Annotated in this window: 20 protein-coding genes; 15 read left to right on the forward strand and 5 right to left on the reverse strand. The window is 71.1% G+C overall.

From position 1 onward, the window contains the following. Nucleotides 1–231: 231 nt before the first annotated feature. The 3 genes from serA to IF67_RS0104115 all read left to right on the forward strand — a co-directional run bounded on the left by serA (nt 232) and on the right by IF67_RS0104115 (nt 3,265). Entirely contained in the window at nt 232–1,824 is a 1,593-nt protein-coding gene (serA, locus tag IF67_RS0104105) for a phosphoglycerate dehydrogenase (protein WP_030982180.1), read from the forward strand. Between the two features lie 300 nt (nt 1,825–2,124). Continuing rightward, a complete protein-coding gene (locus IF67_RS0104110) occupies nt 2,125–2,577 on the forward strand; it encodes a PRC-barrel domain-containing protein (RefSeq protein ID WP_030982182.1) in 453 nt (150 codons plus the stop codon). Nucleotides 2,578–2,665: 88 nt separating this feature from the next. Beyond that, on the forward strand, nt 2,666–3,265 hold the full coding sequence (locus IF67_RS0104115) for a TetR/AcrR family transcriptional regulator (RefSeq protein WP_030982184.1): 600 nt from the start codon (nt 2,666–2,668) through the stop codon (nt 3,263–3,265). A 61-nt stretch (nt 3,266–3,326) separates the two neighbouring features. Here the strand turns inward: IF67_RS0104115 and IF67_RS0104120 are convergent, their stop codons facing one another. Next, nucleotides 3,327–4,676: a PucR family transcriptional regulator gene (locus IF67_RS0104120; RefSeq protein ID WP_030982185.1), complete on the reverse strand. Its 1,350-nt coding sequence runs from the start codon at nt 4,674–4,676 to the stop codon at nt 3,327–3,329. A gap of 262 nt (nt 4,677–4,938) precedes the next feature. Here IF67_RS0104120 and IF67_RS0104125 point away from each other — a divergent pair, with 262 nt between their 5' ends. The 3 genes from IF67_RS0104125 (at nt 4,939) to IF67_RS45675 (ending at nt 8,287) form a co-directional block, all read left to right on the forward strand. After that, entirely contained in the window at nt 4,939–5,865 is a 927-nt protein-coding gene (locus tag IF67_RS0104125) for a proline dehydrogenase family protein (protein ID WP_030982187.1), read from the forward strand. Nucleotides 5,866–6,113: 248 nt separating this feature from the next. Continuing rightward, a complete protein-coding gene (gene pruA / locus IF67_RS0104130) occupies nt 6,114–7,745 on the forward strand; it encodes an L-glutamate gamma-semialdehyde dehydrogenase (RefSeq protein ID WP_030982188.1) in 1,632 nt (543 codons plus the stop codon). Between the two features lie 410 nt (nt 7,746–8,155). Continuing rightward, on the forward strand, nt 8,156–8,287 hold the full coding sequence (locus tag IF67_RS45675; RefSeq protein WP_088800221.1) for a hypothetical protein: 132 nt from the start codon (nt 8,156–8,158) through the stop codon (nt 8,285–8,287). A 160-nt stretch (nt 8,288–8,447) separates the two neighbouring features. Here the strand turns inward: IF67_RS45675 and IF67_RS0104140 are convergent, their stop codons facing one another. Beyond that, nucleotides 8,448–10,055: a purple acid phosphatase family protein gene (locus IF67_RS0104140; RefSeq protein ID WP_051817522.1), complete on the reverse strand. Its 1,608-nt coding sequence runs from the start codon at nt 10,053–10,055 to the stop codon at nt 8,448–8,450. A gap of 129 nt (nt 10,056–10,184) precedes the next feature. On the opposite strand from IF67_RS0104140, the gene IF67_RS0104145 reads away from it, so the two are divergent. Next, nucleotides 10,185–11,225 (forward strand): 3-isopropylmalate dehydrogenase, encoded by a 1,041-nt coding sequence (locus IF67_RS0104145; protein ID WP_030982192.1) that lies wholly within the window; start codon nt 10,185–10,187, stop codon nt 11,223–11,225. A gap of 374 nt (nt 11,226–11,599) precedes the next feature. Then, complete coding sequence (locus IF67_RS0104150) at nt 11,600–12,688, forward strand: branched-chain amino acid aminotransferase (RefSeq protein WP_030982194.1); 1,089 nt, start codon at nt 11,600–11,602, stop codon at nt 12,686–12,688. Nucleotides 12,689–12,762: 74 nt separating this feature from the next. Here IF67_RS0104150 and IF67_RS0104155 read toward each other — a convergent pair whose 3' ends face one another. Next, nucleotides 12,763–14,217 carry a cytosine permease gene (locus tag IF67_RS0104155; RefSeq protein ID WP_030982197.1) on the reverse strand — a complete coding sequence of 485 codons (1,455 nt, stop codon included), beginning with the start codon at nt 14,215–14,217 and terminating at the stop codon, nt 12,763–12,765. Between the two features lie 254 nt (nt 14,218–14,471). Here IF67_RS0104155 and ureA point away from each other — a divergent pair, with 254 nt between their 5' ends. The 4 genes from ureA to IF67_RS0104175 all read left to right on the forward strand — a co-directional run bounded on the left by ureA (nt 14,472) and on the right by IF67_RS0104175 (nt 18,652). Beyond that, nucleotides 14,472–15,176, forward strand: coding sequence for an urease subunit gamma (gene ureA, locus IF67_RS0104160; RefSeq protein ID WP_030982199.1), 705 nt, complete (start codon nt 14,472–14,474; stop codon nt 15,174–15,176). Further along, entirely contained in the window at nt 15,173–16,867 is a 1,695-nt protein-coding gene (locus IF67_RS0104165; protein ID WP_030982200.1) for an urease subunit alpha, read from the forward strand. Before ureA ends, IF67_RS0104165 begins: the two co-directional genes overlap by 4 nt. 91 nt (nt 16,868–16,958) lie before the next feature. After that, nucleotides 16,959–17,999 carry an agmatine deiminase family protein gene (locus IF67_RS0104170; protein ID WP_030982201.1) on the forward strand — a complete coding sequence of 347 codons (1,041 nt, stop codon included), beginning with the start codon at nt 16,959–16,961 and terminating at the stop codon, nt 17,997–17,999. 35 nt (nt 18,000–18,034) lie between these two features. After that, nucleotides 18,035–18,652, forward strand: coding sequence for a TetR/AcrR family transcriptional regulator (locus tag IF67_RS0104175; RefSeq protein WP_030982203.1), 618 nt, complete (start codon nt 18,035–18,037; stop codon nt 18,650–18,652). Between the two features lie 63 nt (nt 18,653–18,715). Here IF67_RS0104175 and IF67_RS0104180 read toward each other — a convergent pair whose 3' ends face one another. Continuing rightward, the gene (locus IF67_RS0104180) at nt 18,716–19,039 is read right to left on the reverse strand and encodes a hypothetical protein (protein ID WP_063754292.1); all 324 of its coding nucleotides are present in this window, start codon (nt 19,037–19,039) and stop codon (nt 18,716–18,718) included. Nucleotides 19,040–19,232: 193 nt separating this feature from the next. Here IF67_RS0104180 and IF67_RS0104185 point away from each other — a divergent pair, with 193 nt between their 5' ends. From IF67_RS0104185 to cimA, 3 genes are all read left to right on the forward strand, one after another. Further along, complete coding sequence (locus tag IF67_RS0104185) at nt 19,233–20,564, forward strand: MFS transporter (protein WP_030982207.1); 1,332 nt, start codon at nt 19,233–19,235, stop codon at nt 20,562–20,564. 99 nt (nt 20,565–20,663) lie between these two features. Next, complete coding sequence (locus tag IF67_RS0104190) at nt 20,664–22,061, forward strand: S28 family serine protease (RefSeq protein ID WP_030982208.1); 1,398 nt, start codon at nt 20,664–20,666, stop codon at nt 22,059–22,061. Between the two features lie 282 nt (nt 22,062–22,343). Next, the gene (cimA, locus tag IF67_RS0104195) at nt 22,344–23,984 is read left to right on the forward strand and encodes a citramalate synthase (RefSeq protein ID WP_030982210.1); all 1,641 of its coding nucleotides are present in this window, start codon (nt 22,344–22,346) and stop codon (nt 23,982–23,984) included. An 89-nt stretch (nt 23,985–24,073) separates the two neighbouring features. Here the strand turns inward: cimA and IF67_RS0104200 are convergent, their stop codons facing one another. Continuing rightward, nucleotides 24,074–24,712, reverse strand: coding sequence for a YceI family protein (locus IF67_RS0104200; RefSeq protein ID WP_030982211.1), 639 nt, complete (start codon nt 24,710–24,712; stop codon nt 24,074–24,076). Between the last annotated feature and the right edge of the window lie 209 nt (nt 24,713–24,921).

Here is a 24,921-nt window from a genome sequence, read left to right on the forward strand (position 1 = left end):
CTCGTCCATGCCCCCGGCCACGGCCGCCGGGGCGCCTTGTCCACCGCGTAGAACCACGCACGGGTGATCCTTCCGCACTGGCACAGGACGCGCCCCCCACCGCCACTACACTGCCAATCACAAGCGCGTCAGGCTCACAGCGTCGTGCGTCTTCCACGCGGCTTTCCCCCTTCACCGCCTTCGGCCGTCGGGACGGCCGTCCGCGAAGGACTAGTGAGGACTGAAGACCACGTGAGCCCGAAACCTGTCGTACTGATCGCCGAAGAGCTGTCGCCCGCCACCGTCGACGCCCTCGGTCCGGACTTCGAGATCCGGCACTGCAACGGCGCGGACCGCGCCGAGCTGCTGCCCGCGATCGCCGATGTCGACGCCGTCCTCGTGCGCAGCGCGACGAAGATCGACGCCGAGGCCATCGCCGCCGCCAAGAAGCTGAGGGTCGTCGCCCGTGCGGGCGTGGGCCTGGACAATGTCGATGTCTCCGCCGCCACCAAGGCCGGCGTGATGGTCGTCAACGCCCCGACCTCCAACATCGTCACCGCCGCCGAGCTCGCCTGCGGTCTGCTGGTCGCCACGGCCCGCAACATCCCGCAGGCGAACACCGCCCTGAAGAACGGCGAGTGGAAGCGCAGCAAGTACACCGGCGTCGAGCTCAGCGAGAAGACCCTCGGTGTGGTCGGCCTCGGCCGGATCGGCGTTCTGGTCGCCCAGCGGATGTCGGCCTTCGGCATGAAGGTCGTCGCCTACGACCCCTACGTCCAGCCGGCTCGTGCTGCGCAGATGGGCGTCAAGCTGCTGACCCTGGACGAGCTGCTGGAGGTCTCGGACTTCATCACCGTGCACCTCCCCAAGACGCCCGAGACCGTCGGTCTCATCGGCGACGAGGCGTTGCACAAGGTCAAGCCGTCGGTCCGGATCGTCAACGCCGCGCGTGGCGGGATCGTCGACGAGGCGGCGCTGGCCACCGCGCTGAAGGAGGGCCGGGTGGCCGGCGCGGGCCTCGACGTCTACGCGACCGAGCCCTGCACCGACTCGCCGCTCTTCGAGTACGACCAGGTCGTCGCCACCCCGCACCTCGGTGCGTCGACGGGTGAGGCGCAGGAGAAGGCCGGTATCTCGGTCGCCAAGTCGGTGCGGCTGGCGCTGGCCGGCGAGCTGGTGCCGGACGCGGTCAACGTCCAGGGCGGTGTGATCGCCGAGGACGTCAAGCCGGGTCTGCCGCTGGCCGAGCGCCTCGGCCGGATCTTCACCGCGCTGGCCGGCGAGGTCGCCCTGCGTCTCGACGTCGAGGTGTACGGCGAGATCACCCAGCACGACGTCAAGGTGCTCGAACTCTCCGCGCTCAAGGGCGTTTTCGAGGACGTCGTGGACGAGACGGTGTCCTATGTCAACGCCCCGCTGTTCGCGCAGGAGCGCGGCGTGGAGGTGCGGCTGACGACCAGCAGCGAGTCGCCCGAGCACCGCAATGTGGTGACCGTGCGCGGCACCCTCGCGGGCGGCGACGAGGTGTCGATCTCCGGCACGCTGTCGGGCCACAAGAACACCCAGAAGATCGTCGCGGTCGGTGACCACTCGATCGACCTGTCGCTCGCGGACCACATGGCCTTCATGCGCTACAGCGACCGCCCCGGTGTCGTCGGCACCGTCGGCCGGATCCTGGGCGAGGCCGGCATCAACATCGGCGGGATGCAGGTTTCCCGGGCCGATGTCGGTGGCGAGGCGCTGGTTGCGCTGACCGTCGACGACACGATTCCGCCGAACGTGCTCGCCGAGATCGCCGAGGAGATCGGCGCGACCTCGGTGCGTGCGGTGAACCTCGGCGACTGAGTCGCAGGATTCGCAGGTCAACGGGCCCGGACCCCGCTTCGGCGGAGTCCGGGCCCGTTCGCGTGCCCGCATCGTACGCACGCCGTCGCGGTCCGCGACTCCGCGTCCGGGGAGGTCGCACGCGTCCGCCGTTCACCCGAATGGCGTATCGGGTGGTGAGGCCGTGGGGGCCGTCGGAACCGCCGTGGGGCCGACGGAGCCGCCCGCTGCCGGTCGTCCCGAGTCGCTGGGGAGATACCCGCGTCGCGCAATGGGAACTGTGCGTGCCCCCCGCCGGTGCGTGCGGAAGGAGAAGCCGCCATGAATGCACCCCTGGGTGAACCCCCGCGGAGCCTGACCGGCCTGCATGTGGTCGATGCGGACGGCGCGAAGGTGGGCAGGGTCCAGCAGGTCTACCGGGACGATGCCACCAACGACCCCGAGTGGATCACGGTGCGCACCGGGCTGTTCGGGATGAAGGAGACGTTCATTCCGCTCGCCGGGGTCCGTCGGACCGGCGACGAACTGCATGTTCCGCACGACAAGGAGACCATCAAGGCGGCGCCGCGGATCGACGCCGACGGCCATCTCGACCCCTCCGAAGAAGCCGAGCTCTACCGCCACTACGGGATGGCCCGGCCGGGTGCGCCGCACCCCGGGGAGGCGTCGGACCCCGGCGGGGAGTCCGGCACCGGGGGTCCGTCGCACCCGGGTTCCGGAGGTACGTCGGACCCCGGGGGCACGTCCGGCACCGGCGGGATGCCGCTCGGATAGGGCGAGGGGCGTCCGGGGCGTCGGAAGGTGTACGCCCGTTTAATACGGATGTCTGGTACGAGCGTATGTGCGGAGATAGGCTGCCCCCATGGGACACCGTGAAGACCTTCTGGAGGGCGCCAAGCGCTGCCTCCTGGAGAAGGGGTATGCGCGCACCACCGCTCGCGACATCGTGGCCGCATCCGGCGCCAACCTCGCCTCCATCGGATACCACTACGGCTCCAAGGACGCCCTGATGCGCCAGGCGATCATCGCGTCCAGCGAGGAGTGGGGCGCGAGTGTGGCCCAGGTGCCGGCCGTCGGCGGCGGGGCGGAGGCGCGCGACGCGGATCCGCTGGAGCGGTTCGCCGCGGTCTGGGACGCGGTCCTCCAGCGGATCGCCACGGAACGGGAGTTCATCGCCGCGCAGGTCGAGGTGTTGGGGCTGCTGCCGCGCGACGCGGCACTGCGCGAGGCGATCGGCGAGGTGCTCCCGGAGGGGGGCGAGGGACTCGTCGCGGTCTTCGAAGGGGTGCCGGACACCGAGGTCGACCCGGAGGCGGCGCGTATCGTCGGCTCCTTCTACCAGGCCCTGCTCACCGGCCTGATGGTCCAGTCGCTGCTCACGCCGGACGCCATGCCCTCCGGCCGGGACCTGGCGACCGCACTGCGCCGGGTCACCGCGGGCGAGGTGCTGGGCGCGAAGTAGCCGGCCGTGCCCGCGCGCGGAGCCGGGCACTCCGCCGCCGGGAGCGGTGCGCCCAACTCCCTTACAGCCGCGCCGCCTTGAGCGCCATGTGCAGCAGCAGCCGGTGTTCGCCGTCGGCGAGGTCGAGGCCGGTCAGCTTCTCCACCCGGCCCAGGCGGTAGTAGAGCGTCTGGCGGTGGATGCCCAGGGCCTGTGCGGTGCGGCTCGCCTGGCCCGCGCAGTCCAGGAACACCTCGGCGGTGCGCGCGAGTTCGGCGTGTGCGGGGGAGAGCAGCGGGCCGACGGCCGGGTCGGGTGCGGTGCCCGGCAGAGCGGTCAGCATGCGGTACGGGCCGAGGGCGTCCCACTGGGTGATCGGGCCCAGCCGGGGCTCGGCGCGGGCCGCGCGGGCCGCGTCCAGCGCTTCTCGCCAGGTGGCCGGGAGGTCGGTCAACTCCGTGGTGCCGACGCCGATTCCGGCGGCGCCCGGCCGGAGCGGCGGCGGGTGTCCGGCAGGGCCGCCGCGCGACGAGCGGCCCTCGGCCGGTGCGGTGCCCGCACGCGGGGAGCGCAGCAGATGCTCGGCCACCGCATGGGCCGGGGTGAGCGCACCGGCCGAGCGCAGCCGCACCAGCGCGGCCAGGGCGGGCACGGCGGCGGACGACGGACGGCCGCCGGCCCCGGAGCGGCCCTGGTGTCCGTTGCCGTGCTGCGGGGCGTTGTCCGCCTCGTCCGCCCCCTCCGCCGGGGGCGCCGGAGAGCCCGCCGGCAGTGCGCACGCCGCCAGCAGGCCAGGCAGGCTGGGCAGCGGCGCCGCGTCGGTGTCCGAGGTGTCCCAGGGCAGCACCGCGACCATGGTGAGCGGGACGCCCGGGGTGAAGCGCAGGGTGTCCCGCAGCGCCTCGTGCAGCGCGGCCGCCCTGGCCGCCCGGCCGGCGGGCTGCGAGACCAGCAACTCCCGCAGCAGGTCGCCGAGTTCGGATCCGGCACGGGCCTCGTCGGCGAGCAGCGCGCCGATCCGGGCGGCGGTCTCCATCGCCTGTGCGATCCGCGGGTCGGCCGGCGCGCCGCGGCCGCCCAGTTCGAGGTCGGTCAGATGCCCGTCGTCCAGCAGCCAGACATAGCCGTGCACGATGCCCCGGTGCCGTACGGGGAGGCAGATGCGGCCCTTGAAGACCCCCGCCGCCGGGTCCGGGGGAATGCGCAGCGCCGTCCTGGCGCGGGCGATCCCGAACGCCTCGAACCAGGCCCGTACCGCCGCCGACGAGCGGCGCTGGAGGATCGAGCGGGTCCGCACCGGGTCCATGACCTCGTCGTCGTCGCCCTCGTGCGCGCCGAAGGCAATCAGCCCGAAATCCCGGTCCTCCAGCGTCGCCGGTGCGCCGAGCGCCGCCGAGATCTCGTCCACGAGCTGTTGGTAATCGCCCCGCATCCGCCGCCCGGCTCCTCTCCTGTCGTCACACCACTGGCACCGTCGGCACCTCGGGCACCTCTCACACCACTGTCACCACTGGCACGGTCGTCGCTCCCTCATTCTCATACATCTGTCTGAGATCCCGACCACGAAGGCGTGACAGCTGTCGATGGCCGGGAAGTGGCGCGATCCTTAAGTTTCAGGTGGCTCAATATTGCCGACGCGTTCGCCCCGTCCGGCGTCCGCCCGGTACTTGTCACCCTGAATCGTGGAGGTGCCCATGCTGGGTCCCGTGCTTCTCGCCGCAGCGCGCAGCGACAGCATCCGCCGCCTCGTCGCGGCCGCGCCGGTCACCCGCCCCGTGGTGGACCGGTTCGTCGCCGGCGAGCGCCTGGACGAGTCCATGGCGGCCGTGCGGTCCCTTGCCGCGCGTGGCCTGGAGGTCACCCTCGACCATCTCGGCGAGGACATCACCGACCCGGCCGAAGCGCTGCGCAACCGCGACGCCTATCTCCAGCTGGCCGCGGCACTCAAGGAGCACGGGCTCGGCGTCAAGGCCGAGATGTCGGTCAAGCTGTCCGCTTTCGGGCAGGCACTGGCCGGCGGCCACGAGCTGGCGCTGAAGAACGTCACTCCGGTGGTCGAAGCCGCCGCCGAGGCCGGTACGACCGTGACCCTCGACATGGAGGACCACACCACGGTCGACTCCACTCTCGCGATCCTCGCCGACCTGCGGGAGCGTTTCCCCCAGACGGGTGCGGTGCTCCAGTCCTATCTCTTCCGTACCGAGGACGACTGCCGTGCGCTCGCCGGGGAAGGCTCCCGGGTGCGGCTGGTCAAGGGTGCGTACAAGGAGCCCGCGACCGTCGCCTTCCAGGACAAGCAGGAGGTCGACAAGGCCTATGTGCGCTGCCTGAAGATCCTGATGGGCGGCGAGGGCTACCCCATGATCGGGTCGCACGACCCGCGGATGGTGGCCATCGCCCAGGAGCTGGCGCACCGCAACGGGCGCAAGCCGGCCGACTACGAATTCCAGATGCTGTACGGCATCCGGGAGGCCGAGCAGGCGCGCCTGGTGGCCGATGGGCACCGTATGCGGGTGTACATCCCCTATGGCACCGACTGGTACGGATACTTCATGCGCCGGCTCGCCGAGCGCCCCGCGAACCTCGGGTTCTTCCTGAGGTCGCTGGCGACCCGCGGCTGACGCAGGAGGGCGCGCGGCCTTCCGGCTGGGGCCCGGGGTTCTTCCCCGGGAGACCGCAGTCCGAGGTCGCCGGCGACCCGCGGCCGACCGCCGCGGGCCGATCGCCCCGTGGGGGCGGGCACGGGTGGATGCTGGAAGCCCGGGACGCATCCCGGACGGCACCGCCCGCAGCCGCCCACCCGACGCGGCCGCGGCCGCACCACCGACGTACGAAAACGACGATCGAGATCGAAGGAGACACGGCCGCTATGGACGCTGTGACCCAGGTCCCCGTGCCGGTGAACGAGCCGGTCCACACCTACGCCCCCGGCAGCCCGGAGCGTTCCCGCCTGGAGGCCAAGCTCAAGGAGCTGGCCGGCAACCCGATCGAGCTGCCGATGACCATCGGCGGCGAGCGCCGGATGGGCGGCGGCGAGCGTTTCGACGTCGTGCAGCCGCACAACCACGCCTCCCGGCTCGGTACGTACGCCAACGCCACGGTCAAGGACGGCCAGGACGCGGTCGACGCCGCGCTGGCCGCCGCCCCGGCCTGGCGCGCGCTGTCCTTCGACGACCGCGCCGCGATCATCCTCAAGGCCGCCGACCTGCTCTCCGGCCCCTGGCGCGAGACGCTGGCCGCCGCCACCATGCTCGGCCAGTCCAAGACCGCCCAGCAGGCCGAGATCGACACTCCCTGTGAGCTCATCGACTTCTGGCGCTTCAATGTGCACTTCGCACGCCAGATCCTCGCCGAGCAGCCCCCGGCGAACTCCCCGGGCGTCTGGAACCGCTCGGACCACCGCCCCCTCGAAGGCTTCGTCTACGCGATCACGCCCTTCAACTTCACCGCGATCGCCGGCAACCTCCCGACCGCCCCCGCCCTCATGGGCAACGTGGTCGTCTGGAAGCCGTCCCCGACGCAGACCCTCGCCGCCGTGCTGCTGATGGAGCTGCTGGAGGAGGCCGGGCTGCCCAAGGGCGTCATCAACCTGGTCACCGGTGACGGCAAGGACGTCTCCGAGGTGGCACTGACCCACCCCGACCTGGCGGGCATCCACTTCACCGGTTCGACCAAGACCTTCCAGCACCTGTGGAAGACGGTCGGCATCAACATCGAGAACTACAAGACCTACCCCCGGCTCGTCGGCGAGACCGGTGGCAAGGACTTCATCGTCGCCCACCCCTCGGCCGACCGCGCCGTGCTGAAGACCGCCATGACCCGTGGCGCCTTCGAGTTCCAGGGCCAGAAGTGCTCCGCGGCCTCCCGCGCGTACGTCCCGGCCTCGCTGTGGAACAGCGGCCTCAAGGAGGAGTTCGCCGCCGAGGTCGACTCCCTGTCCGTGGGCGATGTCTCGGACCTGTCGAACTTCATGTCCGCCGTCATCGACGAGCGCTCCTTCGCCAAGAACAAGGCGGCGATCGACCGCGCCAAGGCCGACCCGACCGTCGAGGTCGTGGCCGGCGGCACGTACGACGACAGCGAGGGCTACTTCGTCCGCCCGACGGTCCTGGTCTCCACCGACCCGGAGAACGAGATCTTCAAGGACGAGTACTTCGGCCCGATCCTCGGCGTCTACGTCTACGACGACGCCGACTACGACGCGATGCTCACCCAGATGGAGTCCGCCTCGGCGTACGGCCTGACCGGCTGCGTCATCGCCCAGGACCGTGCCGAGGCGGCGCGCACCTGCGAGCTGCTGCGCTTCGCGGCCGGCAACTTCTACATCAACGACAAGCCGACCGGCGCCGTCGTCGGCCAGCAGCCCTTCGGCGGCGGCCGTGCGTCCGGCACCAACGACAAGGCCGGCGCCAAGCAGAACCTGATGCGCTGGACCTCCACCCGCTCCATCAAGGAGACCCTGGTCCCGCCGACGGACTACCGCTACCCGCACATGGGCTGACGGCCCGCGCGTACACCGATGGCCCGGCTCCCCTCTCCCCAGGGGCGCCGGGCCGTCGGCGTTGCGTCATTGGGCGGGCCTGGCCTCGCGGCACGAGCGACACCGCCGCGCCAGGGAGCGCCGAGGGGCCCATGACCGGCATATTTCCGGGGAACACTCGTTCGAGTACGCGCCCGCCGCCTGCTCGCCGTCTCAGATAGTAGGAAGCCCAAGTAATTGTGCAGACATCACGGCCGAGCTGTCCTAGCGTTGTAGGAGCCGAACGTAACGCTCCATCGAGCGATTGCGGACGCGGCCCGGTGCGCAAGCGCAGGTGACCCCTGCCGTGCCGAGGCCCCCGCCCTTTCCGGCCGCTTCTGGATCGACGCATCCCATTTCTTCTCGGGGCTCTGGCATAGGAGACGTGAATCATGGCTGAGACTGCCGTCCGCAGGACCCGTCACTCCGCCCGTACGACCAGCGACGCCGACCGCAGGAACGCCGCCGCCGCCCTCCAGCGCGCCCTCGACCGCCGTGACAACGGCGGCTCCACCGGGCACTGAGATGATGCGCGCGCGAGCCGGGTCGGTGCCGTCGCGGCCGGTGTCCATGTCCTGCCGCTGCTGCTGGCGGATCCGGCTGTCCGTGGCCCGGTGGATCTATCTCCCGTAAGCGTCCAGGGGCGCCCGGAGTCCGGGCGCCCCTGTCAGTCCGTCCGCAGGCTCACTGCTCGGGTGAGCGGGTCACCTCGAAGTGGTCGATGCGCTCACCGGACTCGGCGAGGGCGGTGACCTTCATCCGCGGGCGGTGGCCCGGCGCGACCTCGACGGCGATGAACGAGTAGCCGGTGTAGCGGACCCGGGACCACTCCACGGTGTCCTTGGCCTTCGCCTTGCCCTTGGTCCAGTGGTAGGTCTCGACATGGTCGAGGTCCTTGACGTGGCCCTCGTAGCTGTCGGGGACGGGGAAGTCGTAGAGGGCCCGGCCCGCGCCGCCGGCGGTCACGTACACGATGCCCTCGCGCGTGGTGTCGACGCTCTCGCCGATCGGCATCTTCTTGCTGACCCGCCCGCTCTTGAGGGCGTCGGTCCGCTCGTAGACGTGGTTGTGGCCGTTGATGACCAGATCGACCTGGTGCTTCTCGAACAGCGGCAGCCAGGCGTCGCGCACCCCGCCGTCGGAAGCGTGCGAGTTGGTGGTGGAGAAGGCGCAGTGGTGGAAGAAGACGACGAGGAAGTCGATGCCCTCGGCGGCGCGCAGCTCCGCCAGCCTGCGGTCCAGCCAACGGGTCTGCTTGCCGCCCGTGTAGCCCTGGTTGGCGGGGATCTCGTACGAGACGTCGTTGGCATCCAGCGCGACGACCGCGACATTGCCGTAGGTGAACGAGTAGACGCCGGGGGCGTTCTGGGCGTCCGGGCCGTTCCCGGGCAGCGTCCAGCGGGCGTTCTGGCCGCCGTAGCCGTTGGGGGAGTACCAGGCCTCCATGTCGTGGTTGCCGGTGGTCACCATCCACGGCACGGACTTGGCCACCGACTCGGTCTGCGCGAGGAACTGGTCCCAGACGCGGGCGTCGTAGGCGTCGTGCTCGGAGCCGTCGCCGTCGGTGTCCGCGTAGCAGATGTCGCCCGCGTGCAGGTGGAACGACGGGTTCTGGCCCAGGATCAACTGGTCGTTGGCCAGGGCGTGGTAGCTCACGCCCTGGTCGCCGAAGGCGGTGAAGACGAACTTCTCGGCACGGGCCGGGGCGGTACGGAAGGTGCCGAGGGTGGAGAAGTGGCGCGGGTCGGCCGGGTCGAAGCCGTCGTGGCCGACGCCGTAGTAGTACGTCGTCCCCGGGCGCAGTCCGTCCAGCGCGGCGTGCAGGTAGTACTGCTGCACGGCCGGCAGCTTCGCGGACAGCGACGGCGTGTGCAGATCACGGACCTCGGCCTCGATCCTGCGCCCCAGGTCCCACGGCTTGAGGCCCACCCGCAGATACGGCCGCCCGACCGCGAGCGGCACCTGCCAGCTCACCCGCATCTGGCTCCTGGGGTCGGCGCCGAAGGCCAGATGGCGGCCGAACGGAGCGACCAGCGCACCGTCGACGGTGGCAGCGGCGGGCGAGGCCAGCAGGGTGGGGGAGGCGGCCTGGCCCGAACCGGCCAGCAGTCCGGAGCCCGCGACGACGCCCGCGGTCGCGGCCGAGGTGCGCAGCAGACCGCGGCGGCTCAGCTTCGTACGGAGGTAGTCATGCTGCTCGGGCATGCTCATCCGGGCCGCCAGCTGCTCCGGTATGCCGACGCGCGGGGTGTGGGAGGACTGGGGGACGTCCCCCCGGCTGTTTCCAGTCATGCCGCCGAATGTCGCAGCACCACCCGACCGCGACGGGGACACAGGGTGAACGGCAGCTGACCGGCTCCCCATGTGTCCGTATGGCGGACGATACGTGTCAATCAATGGGACGGAGAGTAGGGTCCAACCATGTCTCGCAGCATTCGCCTCGCAGTGATCCCCGGTGACGGTATCGGCCAGGAAGTCGTGGCCCAGGGCCTCAAGGTCCTGACCGCGGTCCTCCCGCAGGACGTCAAGCTGGAAACCAAGGAGTACGACCTCGGTGCCCGGCGATGGCATGCGACCGGTGAGACCCTGCCCGACGAGGAGCTGGAGTCGCTCAAGCAGCACGACGCGATCCTGCTCGGCGCGATCGGCGACCCGTCCGTACCCTCCGGTGTGCTGGAGCGCGGTCTGCTGCTCAAGCTCCGCTTCGCCTTCGACCACTTCGTGAACCTTCGCCCGTCGAAGCTCTTCCCGAACACCGCCACGCCGCTCGCCGGCCGTCCGGACATCGACTTCCTCGTCGTCCGCGAGGGCACCGAGGGCCCGTACACGGGCAACGGCGGCAGCCTGCGCACCGGCACCCCCGCCGAGGTCGCCACCGAGGTCAGCCTCAACACCGCCTACGGCGTCGAGCGCGTGGTCCGGGACGCGTACGAGCGGGCCAACGCCCGCCCGCGCAAGAAGCTGACGCTGGTGCACAAGAACAATGTGCTGGTGTACGCGGGCCACATGTGGAAGAACATCTTCGACAAGGTCGGCCAGGAGTACCCCGAGGTCACCACCGACTACCTGCACGTCGACGCCGCGACGATCTTCTTCGTCACCCAGCCCGAGCGGTTCGACGTGATCGTCACCGACAACCTCTTCGGCGACATCCTCACCGACCTCGCCGCGGCCGTCACCGGTGGTATCGGCCTGGCCGCCTCCGGGAACATCAACCCGACCGGCGCGTTCCCCTCGATGTTCGAGCCGGTGCACGGCTCCGCACCGGACATCGCGGGCACCGGCAAGGCCGACCCGACGGCGACGATCCTCTCCGTGGCCCTGCTGCTGCGCCACCTCGGCTTCGAGCAGCAGGCCGCCCGTATCGAGGAGGCCGCCGCCGCCGACCTGGAGGCCAGGGACGGCTCGGCGCGCAGCACGGACGAGATCGGCGACGCGCTCGCCGCACGCGTAGCGGGCTGACGCCCAGCAGTCGCACCCACACCACGGACAGCGCCGGGCCACTCCAGGCCCGGCGCTGTCCTTGTCGGTCCGCTCTGGGCTCGGCACCCGGTGAGGTGCGACCATCGGGCACGGACCGCGTACGCGGTTTCCGGCAGTGGAGGGCCACGGGCGATAATCGGACGTGGCATCGCCGCCCGCGAGGAAACTCGGACGTCCCAGTAACGACCGGTACGTTCAAGAAATCGTGCGCGGTCGCCACAAACCGCACCGGTGCCGCATGGTGGGGGCCGACCCCGTACCCCCGGCCGGAGGGCTGGGCCGGTGAATGCTCTCCCAGCAAGTGCTGGGAGGGTGCCCCAGGTCTCGGAACACGCAGTGAAGGACACGCATTCATGACGACGCCAACGATCGAGCTCAAGCCCTCCTCGCATCCGCTCTCCGACGCGGAGCGGGAGCAGATCCTGGCCGCCCCCGGCTTCGGCCGCCACTTCACCGACCACATGGTGACGGTCAAGTGGACGGAGGGCCGCGGCTGGCACGACGGCCAGCTCGTGCCGTACGGGCCGCTCTCCCTCGACCCGGCGACCAATGTCCTGCACTACGCGCAGGAGATCTTCGAGGGCCTCAAGGCCTACCGGCAGCCCGACGGCTCCGTCGCCACGTTCCGCCCCGACGCCAACGCCCGGCGCTTCCAGGCCTCCGCCCGCCGGCTGGCCATGCCGGAGCTGCCCGTCGAGACCTTCATCGAGGCGTGCGATCTGCTGGTCCAGCAGGACAAGGGCTGGGTGCCCGCGCACGGCGGCGAGGAGTCGCTCTACCTGCGCCCGTTCATGATCGCGACCGAGGTCGGCCTGGGCGTGAAGCCCGCCAACGAGTACCTCTTCGTGGTCATCGCCTCGCCCGCCGGCGCGTACTTCGCCGGTGGCGTCAAGCCCGTCTCCATCTGGCTGTCCGAGGACCGGGTGCGCGCCGTCCCCGGCGGTATGGGCGACGCCAAGACCGGCGGCAACTACGCCGCGTCGCTGCTCGCGCAGGCCGAGGCAGCCGCACACGGCTGTGACCAGGTCGCCTACCTCGACGCCGTGGAGCACAAGTGGGTCGAGGAGCTCGGTGGCATGAACCTGTACTTCGTGTACGGGGACAAGATCGTCACCCCCACGCTGACCGGCTCGCTGCTCGCCGGCGTCACCCGTGACTCCCTGCTGTCGGTCGCCCGCGACCTGGGCTACGAGTCCGAGGAGGCCCGGGTCTCCATCGACCAGTGGAAGACCGACACGGAGAACGGCACGCTCACCGAGGTCTTCGCCTGCGGCACGGCCGCCGTGATCACCCCGGTCGGCACGGTCAAGAGCGCGGGCGGCGAGTGGGCCCAGTCCGGCGGTGAGCCCGGCAAGGTCACGCTGAAGCTGCGGGACGCGCTCCTCGACATCCAGCGCGGTATCGCCGAGGACCGGCACGGCTGGATGCACCCCCTGGGCTGACCCGGGCTCCCGGTATCTGACCGAGGCCGCCACCGACGCGCTGTCGGGGCGGCCTCGGCCGTGTCCGGGCCGGCTCAGCCGACCTCCGCGGGAGCCTCCACCGCGGCCGCCGGGGGAGCGGGCGGTGCGGCACGCAGGGCCGCGACCGGGCGCGGGTCCCGGGCGGTGAGGGCCAGGTAGGTGATACCGCCGACGGCCGCCGCGAGCAGGAAGCTGACGTCGATCCCGCCGGTCACAGGGAGCAGCGGCCCCCGGTAGAAGGGCGTGTCCACGCCCAGCAGGCCGACCACCGAACCCAGCGCCCAGGCGACGGCGGCCTGGACGTTCCAGCCCGACCGGTACCAGTACACGCCGCCGCGGGTGCCGCGGTTGTAGACCTGAAGGGACTCCGGGTCGTACGCGCCGCGGCAGCGGGTGAAGCCGATCACGGTGATCACTGCCCAGGGTGTGCCGACGGCCGTCATCAGCAGGACGAACGAGGTCATCGCGTCCTGCGCGGCCCACAGGAAGTGGCCGGCGTAGACCAGCGTGGTCGCGAGTCCGGCGACGACGTAGGTGGCCTGGGTACGGGTGGCGCGCGGCAGGATCGCGTCCAGGTCGAGGCCCATGCTGTAGAGCATCAGGCCGGCGTTGCCGACCGAGCCGGCCGAGGCGTTGAGCAGCAGCAGCGCCAGGTACCAGAACGGGGCGCCGGCCACCAGCGGGCCCGCGTAGTCCTCGCCGGCACCGACGGCGAGCGCGGTGAACGTGCCGAAGAGCTGCGGCACCAGGAGGCCGACCACCAGGCCCAGGCAGGTCGCGCCGAAGACCTTCCTGGAGCTGTGCCGGTGCGGGGAGATGTAGCGGCTGTAGTCGCCGAGCAGGGTGATGAACGCGATGGGGCCGCTGAGGCCCGCGGAGACGGCGGCCAGCAGCCAGGTCTGCCAGAAGCCGCCGAGCAGATAGCTGCTGCCGTGCGGCGGGGCCGTGGTGAAGGTGCCCGCGTACGCGACGATGCCGACGGCCAGCAGGAGGGTCAGGCCGACGGCGAGCACTTTGCTCAGCCGCAGCAGCACCCGGTAGCCGTAGACCGCGCCGAGGGCGGTGGTGCCCGCCAGCAGGGCGTAGACCAGCGCGTACGTCGCACCGCTCGACGGCAGTCCGGTCAGGCGGTGCAGAGCGCCGACGACCGCGTCGCCGCCGACCCACAGGGTCAGCGCGGTGTACCCCAGCGACAGCAGCAGGCCGATGACCGAGCCGATCAGCCGGCCGCGCACGCCGAAGTGGGCGCCGCTGCTGGTGGAGAGGTTGGTGGCGCTGCGCAGCGAGACCAGCGCGAGCGGCGCGGTCAGCAGCGTGCCGACGGCGGTGCCCGCCACCAGGGAGGTCACCGAGGGCCAGAAGCCGAGCCCGAAGGAGACCGGGAGCCAGCCGAAGATCACCACGCCGAGGGCGAGGTTCGACCCGAGCAGGATCGAGATCAGGTCGCGAGGGCCGCTGGTGCGTTCCTCGTCCGGGATGGTGTCGACTCCGCGTTGTTCGATCGGCATGAGGGCTCCCCTGAGAGGCCGGACAACAGTGTGTGAGCAGCGCTCCGTGTGCAGTGCTCCGTGCTGTGGTGGGTGCGCTTCGCGTGGTGCTCGCGAGGTGTTCGCGCGGCGAGATCATTTAGAGCGGCGCTCTATTGGCCGCACATTTAGAGCAGCGCTCAATGTCGCTCATCCCCCTGGCCCTGGTCAATACTTTCCTGTCGACCGATTTCATGGTTAGAGTGTCGCTCTAATCGACCTGGAGGAGTGGCCGGATGCGGTTGACCCCGACGGAACGCGACCGGCTGCTGCTGTTCGGCGCGGCCGAGCTGGCGCGGACGCGCCGGGCCCGCGGACTGAAGCTGAATGTGCCCGAGGCGACCGCGTTGATCGCGGACACAGTCTGCGAGGCGGCGCGGGACGGGCGCCGCCTCGCTCAGGCCATCGAGGCGGCACGCGGTGTGCTCGGCCCGGACGATGTGCTGCCGGGCGTGGCCGAGGTCGTGACCGAGGTGCACGTGGAAGCCGTCTTCGACGACGGCTCCCGGCTCGCGGTGGTCACCGACCCGATCGGCGCCGGCCCGTCGGCCGCCGGGGACGACGCGACACCCGCGCCCGGCGCGGTGCTCCCGGGCCCGGCCGACCCGGAGCCCGCGCCCACGGTCCGCCTGACCGTGCGCAACACCGCGACGGTGCCGGTCAGCGTCACCTCGCACTTCCACTTCTTCGAGGCCAACCCCCGGCTGGACTTCGACCGCGCCGCCGCGTACGGCATGCGGCTGTGCGTCCCGGCCGGCTCGTCGGTGCGGTTCGACCCCGGCGGCGCCTCGGAGATCGGACTGGTCCCGATCGGCGGCGACCGGATCGCGATCGGCTTCGCCGGTCTGGTGGACGGCCCGCTGGACGCACCGGGCGCGAAGACCGAAGCGCTGCGGCGGGCCGCCGCCTGCGGCTACCTGGGAGCGGAGGAACAGGCATGACAGGGACCATCGACCCTCACGAGTACGCGTCGGTGCACGGCCCGCGGGCCGGCGACCGGGTCGTCCTCGGCGACTCGGGCCTGGTCGTCCGGGTCGAGTCCGACGCCCAGAAGCCCGGCGACGAGTTCCTGGCCGGCTTCGGCAAGACCGCCCGGGACGGGCTGCACCTCAAGGCCGCCGCGGTCCGGGAGACCTGCGACGTGGTGATCAGCAACGTCCTGGTCATCGACGCCGTCCAGGGCATCCGCAAGGTGTCCGTCGGCATCCGGGAGGGCCGTATCCACGCCATAGGGCGGGCCGGCAACCCCGACACCCTCGACGGCGTCGATGTCGTCGTCGGCACCGGGACGTCGATCGTCTCCGGCGAGGGCATGATCGCCACCGCGGGCGCCGTCGACACCCATGTCCATCTGCTCTCACCGCGTGTCATGGAGGCCTCGCTGGCCTCCGGCGTCACCACGATCATCGGCCAGGAATTCGGGCCGGTCTGGGGCGTCGGCGTCAACTCCCCCTGGGCACTGGGGCATGCCTTCAGCGCCTTCGACGCCTGGCCGGTCAACATCGGTTTCCTGGGCCGCGGCTCCTCGTCGGGCGACGCCCCGCTGGTGGAGGCGCTCGCCGAGGGCGGCGCCTGCGGCTTCAAGGTGCACGAGGACATGGGCGCGCACGCCCGCGCCCTGGACACCGCGCTGCGGGTCGCCGAGGACCACGACGTCCAGGTGGCGCTGCACAGCGACGGCCTCAACGAATGCCTCAGTGTCGAGGACACCCTGCGCGTCCTGGACGGCCGGACCATCCACGCCTTCCACATCGAGGGCTGCGGCGGCGGCCACGTCCCCAACGTCCTCAAGATGGCCGGTGTCCCCAACGTCATCGGCTCCTCCACCAACCCCACCCTCCCCTTCGGGCGGGACGCGGTCGCCGAGCACTACGGCATGATCGTCTCGGTCCACGACCTCAAGACCGATCTGCCGGGCGACGCCGCCATGGCCCGTGACCGCATCCGGGCCGGCACGATGGGCGCCGAGGACGTGCTGCATGACCTCGGGGCGATCGGCATCACCTCGTCCGACGCCCAGGGCATGGGCCGCGCGGGCGAGACCGTACGCCGTACCTTCGCGATGGCGGGCAAGATGAAGGCCGAGCTGGGCCCCATGGAAGGCGACGGGGCTCACGACGACAACGCGCGGGTGCTGCGCTACGTCGCCAAGCTCACCATCAACCCCGCCATCGCCCACGGTCTCTCGCACGAGATCGGGTCGATCGAGGTCGGCAAGATGGCCGACATCGTGCTGTGGAAGCCGCAGTACTTCGGCGCCAAGCCGCAGCTGGTGCTGAAGTCAGGCTTTCCCGCCTACGGCGTCACCGGCGACCCGAACGCCGCCACCGACACCTGCGAACCCCTGGTGCTCGGACCGCAGTTCGGGGCCCACGGGGCGACCCCCGCCGAGATCTCCGTCGCCTTCGTCGCGCGCGCCGCGGCCGAAGCGGGCGGGGACGGGATGCCCACCCGCCGCCGCCGGGTCGCCGTCCGCGGCACCCGCGGCATCGGCCCCGGCAACCTCGTCCACAACTCCCGGGTCGGACAGGTGCAGGTCGACGGGAGCAGCGGTCTGGTCACCCTCGACGGCGACCCGATGCGCTCGGAACCGGCCGACACCGTCTCGCTGTCCCGCCTCTACTTCCTGTAGCCCGCACCGCACTGCTTCGCACCGCACCGCACTGCGCCCCGCCACCCCGTGACGGCCCACCACCGTCACCGCGAACCCCGAGGACCCCCGCATGAACACCCCAGCCGCCGACGGCTTCCGCATGCCCCCGGAGTGGGCCCGTCACGAGCGCACCTGGATGGCCTGGCCCGGCCCCAACTTCACCTTCGGCCAGGAGGGCGGCGAGACACTGGCCGAAGCCCGCCGCGCCTGGGCCGCCGTCGCCCGCGCGGTCCGCCGCTTCGAGCCGGTCACCGTCGTCGCGGGACCGGGACAGTCCGAGGGCGCCCGCGCCCTCCTCGGCGACGACATCGACCTCGTCGAACGGCCCCTGAACGACGCCTGGATGCGCGACATCGGCCCCACCTTCCTCACCGACGGCACGGGCCGGCTCGCCGCCGCCGACTGGGTGTTCAACGGCTGGGGCGCCCAGGACTGGGCCCGCTGGGACCTCGACGAGAAGATCGCCGAGCAGGTCTCGACGCTGGCCGGCGCCCACCGCTACGCCACCCCCCTGGTCAACGAGGGCGGCGGCATCCACGTCGACGGCGAGGGCACCGTCCTGCTCACCGAGACCGTGCAGCTCGACCCGGGCCGCAACCGCGGCCGTACGCAGGAGGAGGTCGAGGCCGAGATCCACGCTCACCTCGGCACCACCAAGGCGATCTGGCTGCCGCGCGGACTCGCCGCCGACTACGGCCGGTTCGGCACCCGCGGCCATGTCGACATCGTCGCCGCCTTCGCCCGCCCCGGCGTCGTCCTCCTCCACACCCAGCCCGACCCCGACCACCCCGACCACGCGATCTGCAACGAGATCGGCAAGCTGCTGCGCTCCTCGACGGACGCCAGGGGGCGGCAGCTGGAGGTCATCGAGGTGCCCGCGCCGACCGTCATCGAGGAGGACGGCGAGCCGGTCGACTACTCCTACATCAACCACTACCTCTGCAACGATGGTGTGGTGCTGTGCGGCTTCGGCGACCCGCGCGACGAGGAGGCGGCCGCGATCTTCCGCCGGCTCTTCCCCGAGCGGACGGTGACCCTGGTGGACGCCCGTACGATCTTCGCAGCGGGTGGCGGTATCCACTGCATCACCCAGCAGCAGCCCGAGGTCTGATCCGCAGACCCCGGCCGGCCGACCCGGAGGTCCCCGTGCCCGGTCCCGTGCGCCGCCCCCGGCGCCGGCTCAGCCAGCCCCGCGAGCAGGTCCTCGCCGCGGCGATGACGACCATCGCCGCGGAGGGCCTGGACCGGCTGACCATGGCCGGCCTGGGCCGCGAGGTCGGCATGAGCAGCGGCCACATCCTCTACTACTTCGGCACGAAGGACGAGCTGCTGCTCCAGACCCTCCAGTGGAGCGAGGAGCAGCTCGGCGTCGAACGCCGGGCCGCCCTCTCCCGCCGCGTCACCGCCCGCGAACGGCTGGACGTGCTGGTCGACCTGTACCTCCCCGAAGGCCACCGCGACCCGCGCTGGACGCTGTGGCTGGAGGTGTGGAACCGTTCCCAGAACGCCGACGACGAGACCCGCGAACGCCAGCTCGACCTCGAACTCGCCTGGCACCGCGACCTGGTGGCCCTCCTCGTCGAAGGCATCTCGAAGGGCGAGTTCCGCCCCGTCGACGCCGAACGCTTCGCCACCCGCACCCGCGCCCTCCTCGACGGCTTCGGCTCCCAGCTCGTTGTCGGCCTCCCGGGCACGGACCGGGAACAAGTACGCGGCCATATACGGGAATTCCTGGACGAGTCGCTGGCCCCCCGGGAGAGCTGACGCGGGCGCTGCCCTCGGGCCGAACCGTCCCCCACCGGAACCACCGCTGCCCCGCGCGGGGCGTCACGCCTCCCGGCGGAAGTGGCGGCGGTACAGCTCGACCGCCTGCTCCGGCGGGTAGTTGGGCAGCGCGCTGACCTCGCCGTCCGCCTTGGAGATCACGATGTGGGAGCCTCCCGGGTCCCGCGGATAGGCGGTGGGGTCCTCCCTGGGAGGAAATACGGGGTAGATGAGATACCCGATGTCGAATTCCTGCACATACAGCGCCGGTTCTTCCCCGCCCGGCCAGACGCCCGGGAAATGACCCCGCCCGATCTCCAGCGCCTCGTCGGCGGTGGCGGGAACGGGGCGTGGCCGTCCCTGCGGTTGCGGTTGTGGTTCGGACATGTCGCTTCCTTCGCTCTTCTCGCCTCACCCGGACGGGAAACGGACTCGGGCGGGGGCGCGCCTCCGGCGGTCTCAGTGGTGGGGCCGGGTTCCGGACCCCGGTCTCCTCATGACCACAACGTACGTAAGTACCTGCGATCGTTGCGGCCCGTGCTCTTGCCCAGGGCCTTCGGGTCCGAGACCGTAACCGGCTATGGGACGAGAGCAATGGAAGAAGATCTGGGTCGGGTCGGCCGGCAACATGGTCGAGTGGTTCGACTGGTTCGTTTATGCCAGTTTTGCGGTTTATTTTGCGGATTCGTTCTTCCCGAAGGGGAATGACACCGCGAACCTCATGAACACCATGGGGATCTTCGCCGTCGGCTTCTTCATGCGCCCGGTGGGCGGCTGGGTGCTCGGCCGGGTCGGGGACCGCAAGGGCCGGAAGGCCGCGCTGACGCTGACCGTCACGCTGATGTCCGCCTCGGCGATCCTGATCGCCATCGCGCCCACCTACGCGGTCGCGGGCTACGGCGGTGTGGCCGTGCTGCTCCTCGCCCGGATGCTCCAGGGGCTGTCGGTCGGCGGGGAGTACGCGGCCAGCGCCACCTACCTCACCGAGGCATCGGCGCCCGGCCGGCGTGGCTTCGCCTCCAGCTTCCAGTACGTGTCGATGACCGCGGGCCAGCTGCTCGGCCTCGGCCTGCAAATCCTGTTGCAGCGCACCATGTCCGAGGACGCGCTGCACAGCTGGGCCTGGCGGATCCCGTTCATCGTCGGTGCGCTGGGCGCGGGCATCGTCTTCTATCTGCGCCGCAACATGCTGGAGACCGAGGTCTACGCCGAGGACGAGGGCGCCAAGGCCGATCCCTCGCGCGGCACGATCAAGGCGCTGCTGGCCCACAAGCGCGAGGCGTTCCTGGTCATGGCGCTCACCATGGGCGGCACGGTCGCGTACTACACGTACACGACCTACCTCACCAAGTACCTCTCGGGCAGCGCCGGGCTCTCCAAGCCGACCGCTTCCCTGGTCAGCTTCTGCGCCCTCTTCCTCTTCATGTGCATCCAGCCGCTCGCCGGAAAGCTGTCCGACCGGATCGGGCGGCGTCCGCTGCTGATCACCTTCGCGGTCGGCTCGACGTTCCTGACCGTGCCGATCATGACGATGCTCAAGCACGCCGGCAGCTTCTGGCCTGCGCTCGGGCTCGCCCTGCTGGCGCTGGTCGTGGTCACCGGCTACACCTCGATCAACGCCTGTGTGAAGGCCGAGCTGTTCCCGACCGGCATCCGTGCGCTGGGCGTGGCCCTGCCGTACGCCATCGCCAACGCGCTGTTCGGCGGGACCGCGGAATATGTCGCGCTGTGGTTCAAGAAGGGCGGCATCGAGTCCGGCTACTACTGGTACGTCGCCGGCTGCGCCGCCGTCTCGCTGATCGTCTACATCACGATGCGCGAGACCCGCACCATCGATCTGCACCGGGTCGGCAAGCAGGACGAGGACGCGGGAGCCGGCAAGGCGCGGGTGGGGGAACCCGTCGCCGACTGAGCGTTCGCCCTGGCCGGGAGCGGCCTCCCCCGCGCGGGGGAGGCCGCTTGCCGTTTCCGGGGGATCCGCTTCCGGCGCCGGGCGGCTTGGCTGGACGGCATGAAGAACACCAGGCACTTACTCCTGCCGCTGCTGCTGACGGGCCTGCTGGCCCCGGCCGTCGCGGCGCCGTCCGTGGCGACCGCCTCGACCGGTGGGGCGCCCCCGGCCATGCCGTCGGCGGCCGTGTCCCGCCCGGCCGCCGACGGCATCCGCGCCAGGATCGCGGCCGTACCGGGGATGCGGGTCGTCAAGGAGAACCCGGCCCCGGCCGGCTACCGCTCCTTCGCGCTGGCCTACCGCCAGCCCGTCGACCACCGGCACCCCGGCAAGGGCAGCTTCGAGCAGCGGCTGTCGCTGCTCCACCGGTCCACCGTCCGGCCGATGGTGCTCCACACCAACGGTTACGACCTCACCTACCAGGGCCCCGCCTTCCGCGCCGAGCCGACCCGGATCCTGGTGGGCAACCAGCTCAGCGTCGAGCAGCGGTACTTCGGCACGTCCCGCCCCCACCCCACCGACTGGTCGAAACTCGACATCCGGCAGGCGGCGAGCGATCACCACCGGCTGATCCGGGCCCTGAAGACGGTCTACCGCGCCGCATGGATCTCCACCGGCGGCAGCAAGGGCGGTATGGCCACCGTCTACCACCGGCGCTTCTACCCGCACGATGTGGCCGGGTCCGTCGCGTACTCGGCACCCGACAACACCGACGACCGGGACGACACCGCCGAGGACCGCTTCCTCCGGCGGGTGGGCTCTCCCGCCTGCCGGAGCGCGCTCACGGCGGTGCAGCGCGCGATGCTGGGGGCCCGGCGAGCGGAGATGGCGGGCCGCCTCACCCGCTGGGCCGCAGGCCAGGGCTACACGTTCCGCACCATCGGCGGCGCCGACCGGGTACTGGAGCTCACCGCGCTCCAGTTGCCCATGGTCTTCTGGATGCAGAAGGAAGAGGCGGACGGCTGCGGCGGTATTCCCCGGCCGTCGGCCGACGGCGACGCGCTGTACGCCTGGTTCGAAGGCGTGACCCGGCTCCCGGCCTACTCCGACCGTCACCTGGCCCCGGTCACCGCGTCCTACTACCAGTTGGGCACCCAGCTCGGCTTCGTGTCGCTTGCCGCCCCGCACCTGGCCGGAATGCTGCGCTACCCCGGAATCCAGGAGATGCGCACCTATGTGCCACGCAGCATTCCGCTGCGCTTCCAGCCGGACGCCATGCCCGACATCGACCGCTGGGTACGGCAGCACGGCAGCGAGCTGCTCTTCGTGTACGGCGAGAACGACCCCGCCCGGGCCGAGCCCTTCCGTACGGGCCGGGGCAGCCGGGACGCGCACGTCTGCCTGGCCCCGCACACCAACCACCTCGCGAGCATCGAAAAGCTGGCGCCCCGGGACCGCGCACGGGCCACCGCCGCGCTCCGCCGCTGGGCGGCGGTGGACAGTCCGACCGCATCGTGAGACTTCCGTGTGTCCGGCCCGGCGGTGTGGCACACTCCGGACCGTGCTCTCGTTCGCCATGATTATTGGCAGCAGGCGCGCCGGTCCGCAGTGACCACCCCGTACGAACCGAGTACGGCGTGGCCACCGTCGTCCCAGACCCGCGCGCAGACCTCTCGCACCCGCGAGAGGTTTTTTCGTTTCCGGTCCACACCTCACCGGAGGCGGAGCGCGAGGGATCATGGAGGGGCGGTGGAACCGGTTATTCCGGTAGACCGAGATCCCGACAGGAGCCAGACCAGCATGACGGACGCACAAGAACCCGCCCCCCGGCCCGTCGGCGCGGTGTCCGACGACTTCCACGTCTTCGACACCACGCTCCGCGACGGTGCGCAGCGCGAGGGCATCAACCTCACCGTCGCCGACAAGCTGACCATCGCGCGGCATCTCGACGAGTTCGGGGTGGGCTTCATCGAGGGCGGCTGGCCCGGCGCCAACCCGCGGGACACCGAGTTCTTCCAGCGCGCCCGCGAGGAGATCGACTTCCGGCACGCCCAGCTGGTCGCGTTCGGTGCCACCCGCAAGGCCGGCGTCCGGGTCGAGGACGATCAGCAGGTCGCCGCGCTCCTGGAGTCCCGGGCCCCGGTCATCACGCTGGTCGCCAAGTCGCATGTCGGGCATGTGGAGCTGGCGCTGCGGACCACGCCGGAGGAGAACCTCGCGATGGTGCGGGACACCGTCGCCTACCTGCGCGCCCAGGGCCGCCGGGTCTTCCTGGACTGTGAGCACTTCTTCGACGGCTATGCACTGGACCCGGTCTACGCCAAGCAGGTGGTGCGCACCGCGAGCGAGGCCGGCGCCGATGTCGTGGTGCTCTGCGACACCAACGGCGGCATGCTTCCGGCGCAGGTCACCGCCGTCGTACGGACCGTCGTCGCGGACACCGGCGCGCGGCTGGGCATCCACGCCCAGGACGACACGGGCTGCGCCGTCGCCAACACCCTGGCCGCGGTGGACGCCGGTGCCACGCACGTCCAGTGCACCGCCAACGGCTACGGCGAGCGGGTCGGCAACTCCAACCTCTTCCCGGTCGTCGCCGCCCTGGAGCTCAAGTACGGGCGTCCGGTGCTGCCCGAGGGCAAGCTCGCCGAGACCACCCGGATCTCGCACGCCATCGCCGAGGTCGTCAACCTCACGCCCTCCACCCACCAGCCCTATGTGGGTGTCTCCGCCTTCGCCCACAAGGCCGGACTGCACGCCTCCGCGATCAAGGTCGACCCCGACCTCTACCAGCACATCGACCCGGCGCTGGTCGGCAACACCATGCGGATGCTGGTCTCCGACATGGCCGGGCGGGCCTCCATCGAGCTCAAGGGCAAGGAGCTGGGCATCGACCTCAGCGACGACCGCGAGCTGGTCGGCCGGGTCGTCGCGCGGGTCAAGGAGCGGGAGCTGGCGGGCTACACCTATGAGGCCGCCGACGCCTCCTTCGAGCTGCTGCTGCGGGAGGAGCTCCGGCGGGCGGAGGGCGGCCGGCCGCGCAGCTACTTCCGGGTCGAGTCCTGGCGGGCGATCGTCGAGGACCGCCCGGACGGTACGCACGCCAACGAGGCGACCGTGAAGCTGTGGGCCAAGGGCGAGCGGATCGTCGCCACCGCCGAGGGCAACGGCCCGGTCAACGCGCTGGACCGGGCGCTGCGGGTGGGCCTGGAGCGGATCTATCCGCAGCTGGCCCATATGGAGCTGGTGGACTACAAGGTCCGCATCCTGGAGGGCGCCCTGGGTACCGGCTCCATCACCCGGGTCCTGGTGTCCACCAGCGACGGCCGGGGCGAGTGGTCGACGGTCGGTGTCGCGGAGAACGTCATCGCCGCGTCCTGGCAGGCGCTGGACGACGCCTATGCGTACGGGCTGCTGCGGGCCGGGGTCGAGCCGCAGGAGTGAGCGCCGCGCCGGCGGCATGACCGCGGCCCCGCACGACCCCTCCCCCGGGGGCCTTGCGGGGCCGCGGTCATGTGCGGGGCCGTGCGGGGTCAGGCCTGCGGGGCGGCCTTGACGGCGGAGATGTCGAAGGTGAGCTTGACCTTGTCGCTGACCATCACCCCGCCGGTCTCCAGCGCGGCGTTCCAGGTCAGGCCCCAGTCGGAGCGCAGGATCTCGGCGCTGCCCTCGAAGCCGACCCGCTCGGCGCCGTAGACGTCGGTGGCCGAGCCGTGGAACTCCAGGTCGATGGTGAGCGGCTTGGTGACGTCGCGGAGGGTCAGATCGCCGGTGATCCGGTAGCGGTCGTCCGACACCCGCTCGGCGGCGGTGCTGCGGAAGGTCATCAGCGGGAACGTCTCGGCGTCGAAGAAGTCGGCACTGCGCAGATGGCCGTCGCGGTCCGCGATCCCGGTGTCGACGCTGGCGATCTTGACACCGAGGGACGCGGTGGAGCGGGACGGGTCGGCGCCGTCGAGGTGGAGCGCGCCCTCGTACTCGCCGAACGCGCCGCGGACATTGGTGACCATGGCGTGCCGGACGGTGAAGCCGATGCTGCTGTGTGCCGGGTCGATGGTGTAGTCGCCGGTCAGCGCCGCGAGCGCGGGGTCCGCGTCGAGGACGGCAGCACTGGCGGCGGGGACGGTGGTGTCGCCGGTGTCGGCGGTGCGCTTGCGGTGGAACAGAGCCATGGCTCCTCCTCGAAGACGGCACACCGGGTGGGTGCGCAGGATTTGTTTAACCTTCAACGAGATTCACCGTAACGGCATCTGGTTCAACATTCAACCTCTCTGTGCGGGTGAGCTCCGCCGGACGGGTGGCGGGCGGCGTTCCGGCGCGGTCATTGCCGCTGGACGACGGCTCGTGCTAGACCATCGGGAACTCCCAAGTGCGCAGCGCC

It is taken from the genome of Streptomyces sp. NRRL S-1813, from assembly GCF_000719605.1.
Classification (GTDB): Bacteria; Actinomycetota; Actinomycetes; order Streptomycetales; family Streptomycetaceae; genus Streptomyces; species Streptomyces decoyicus.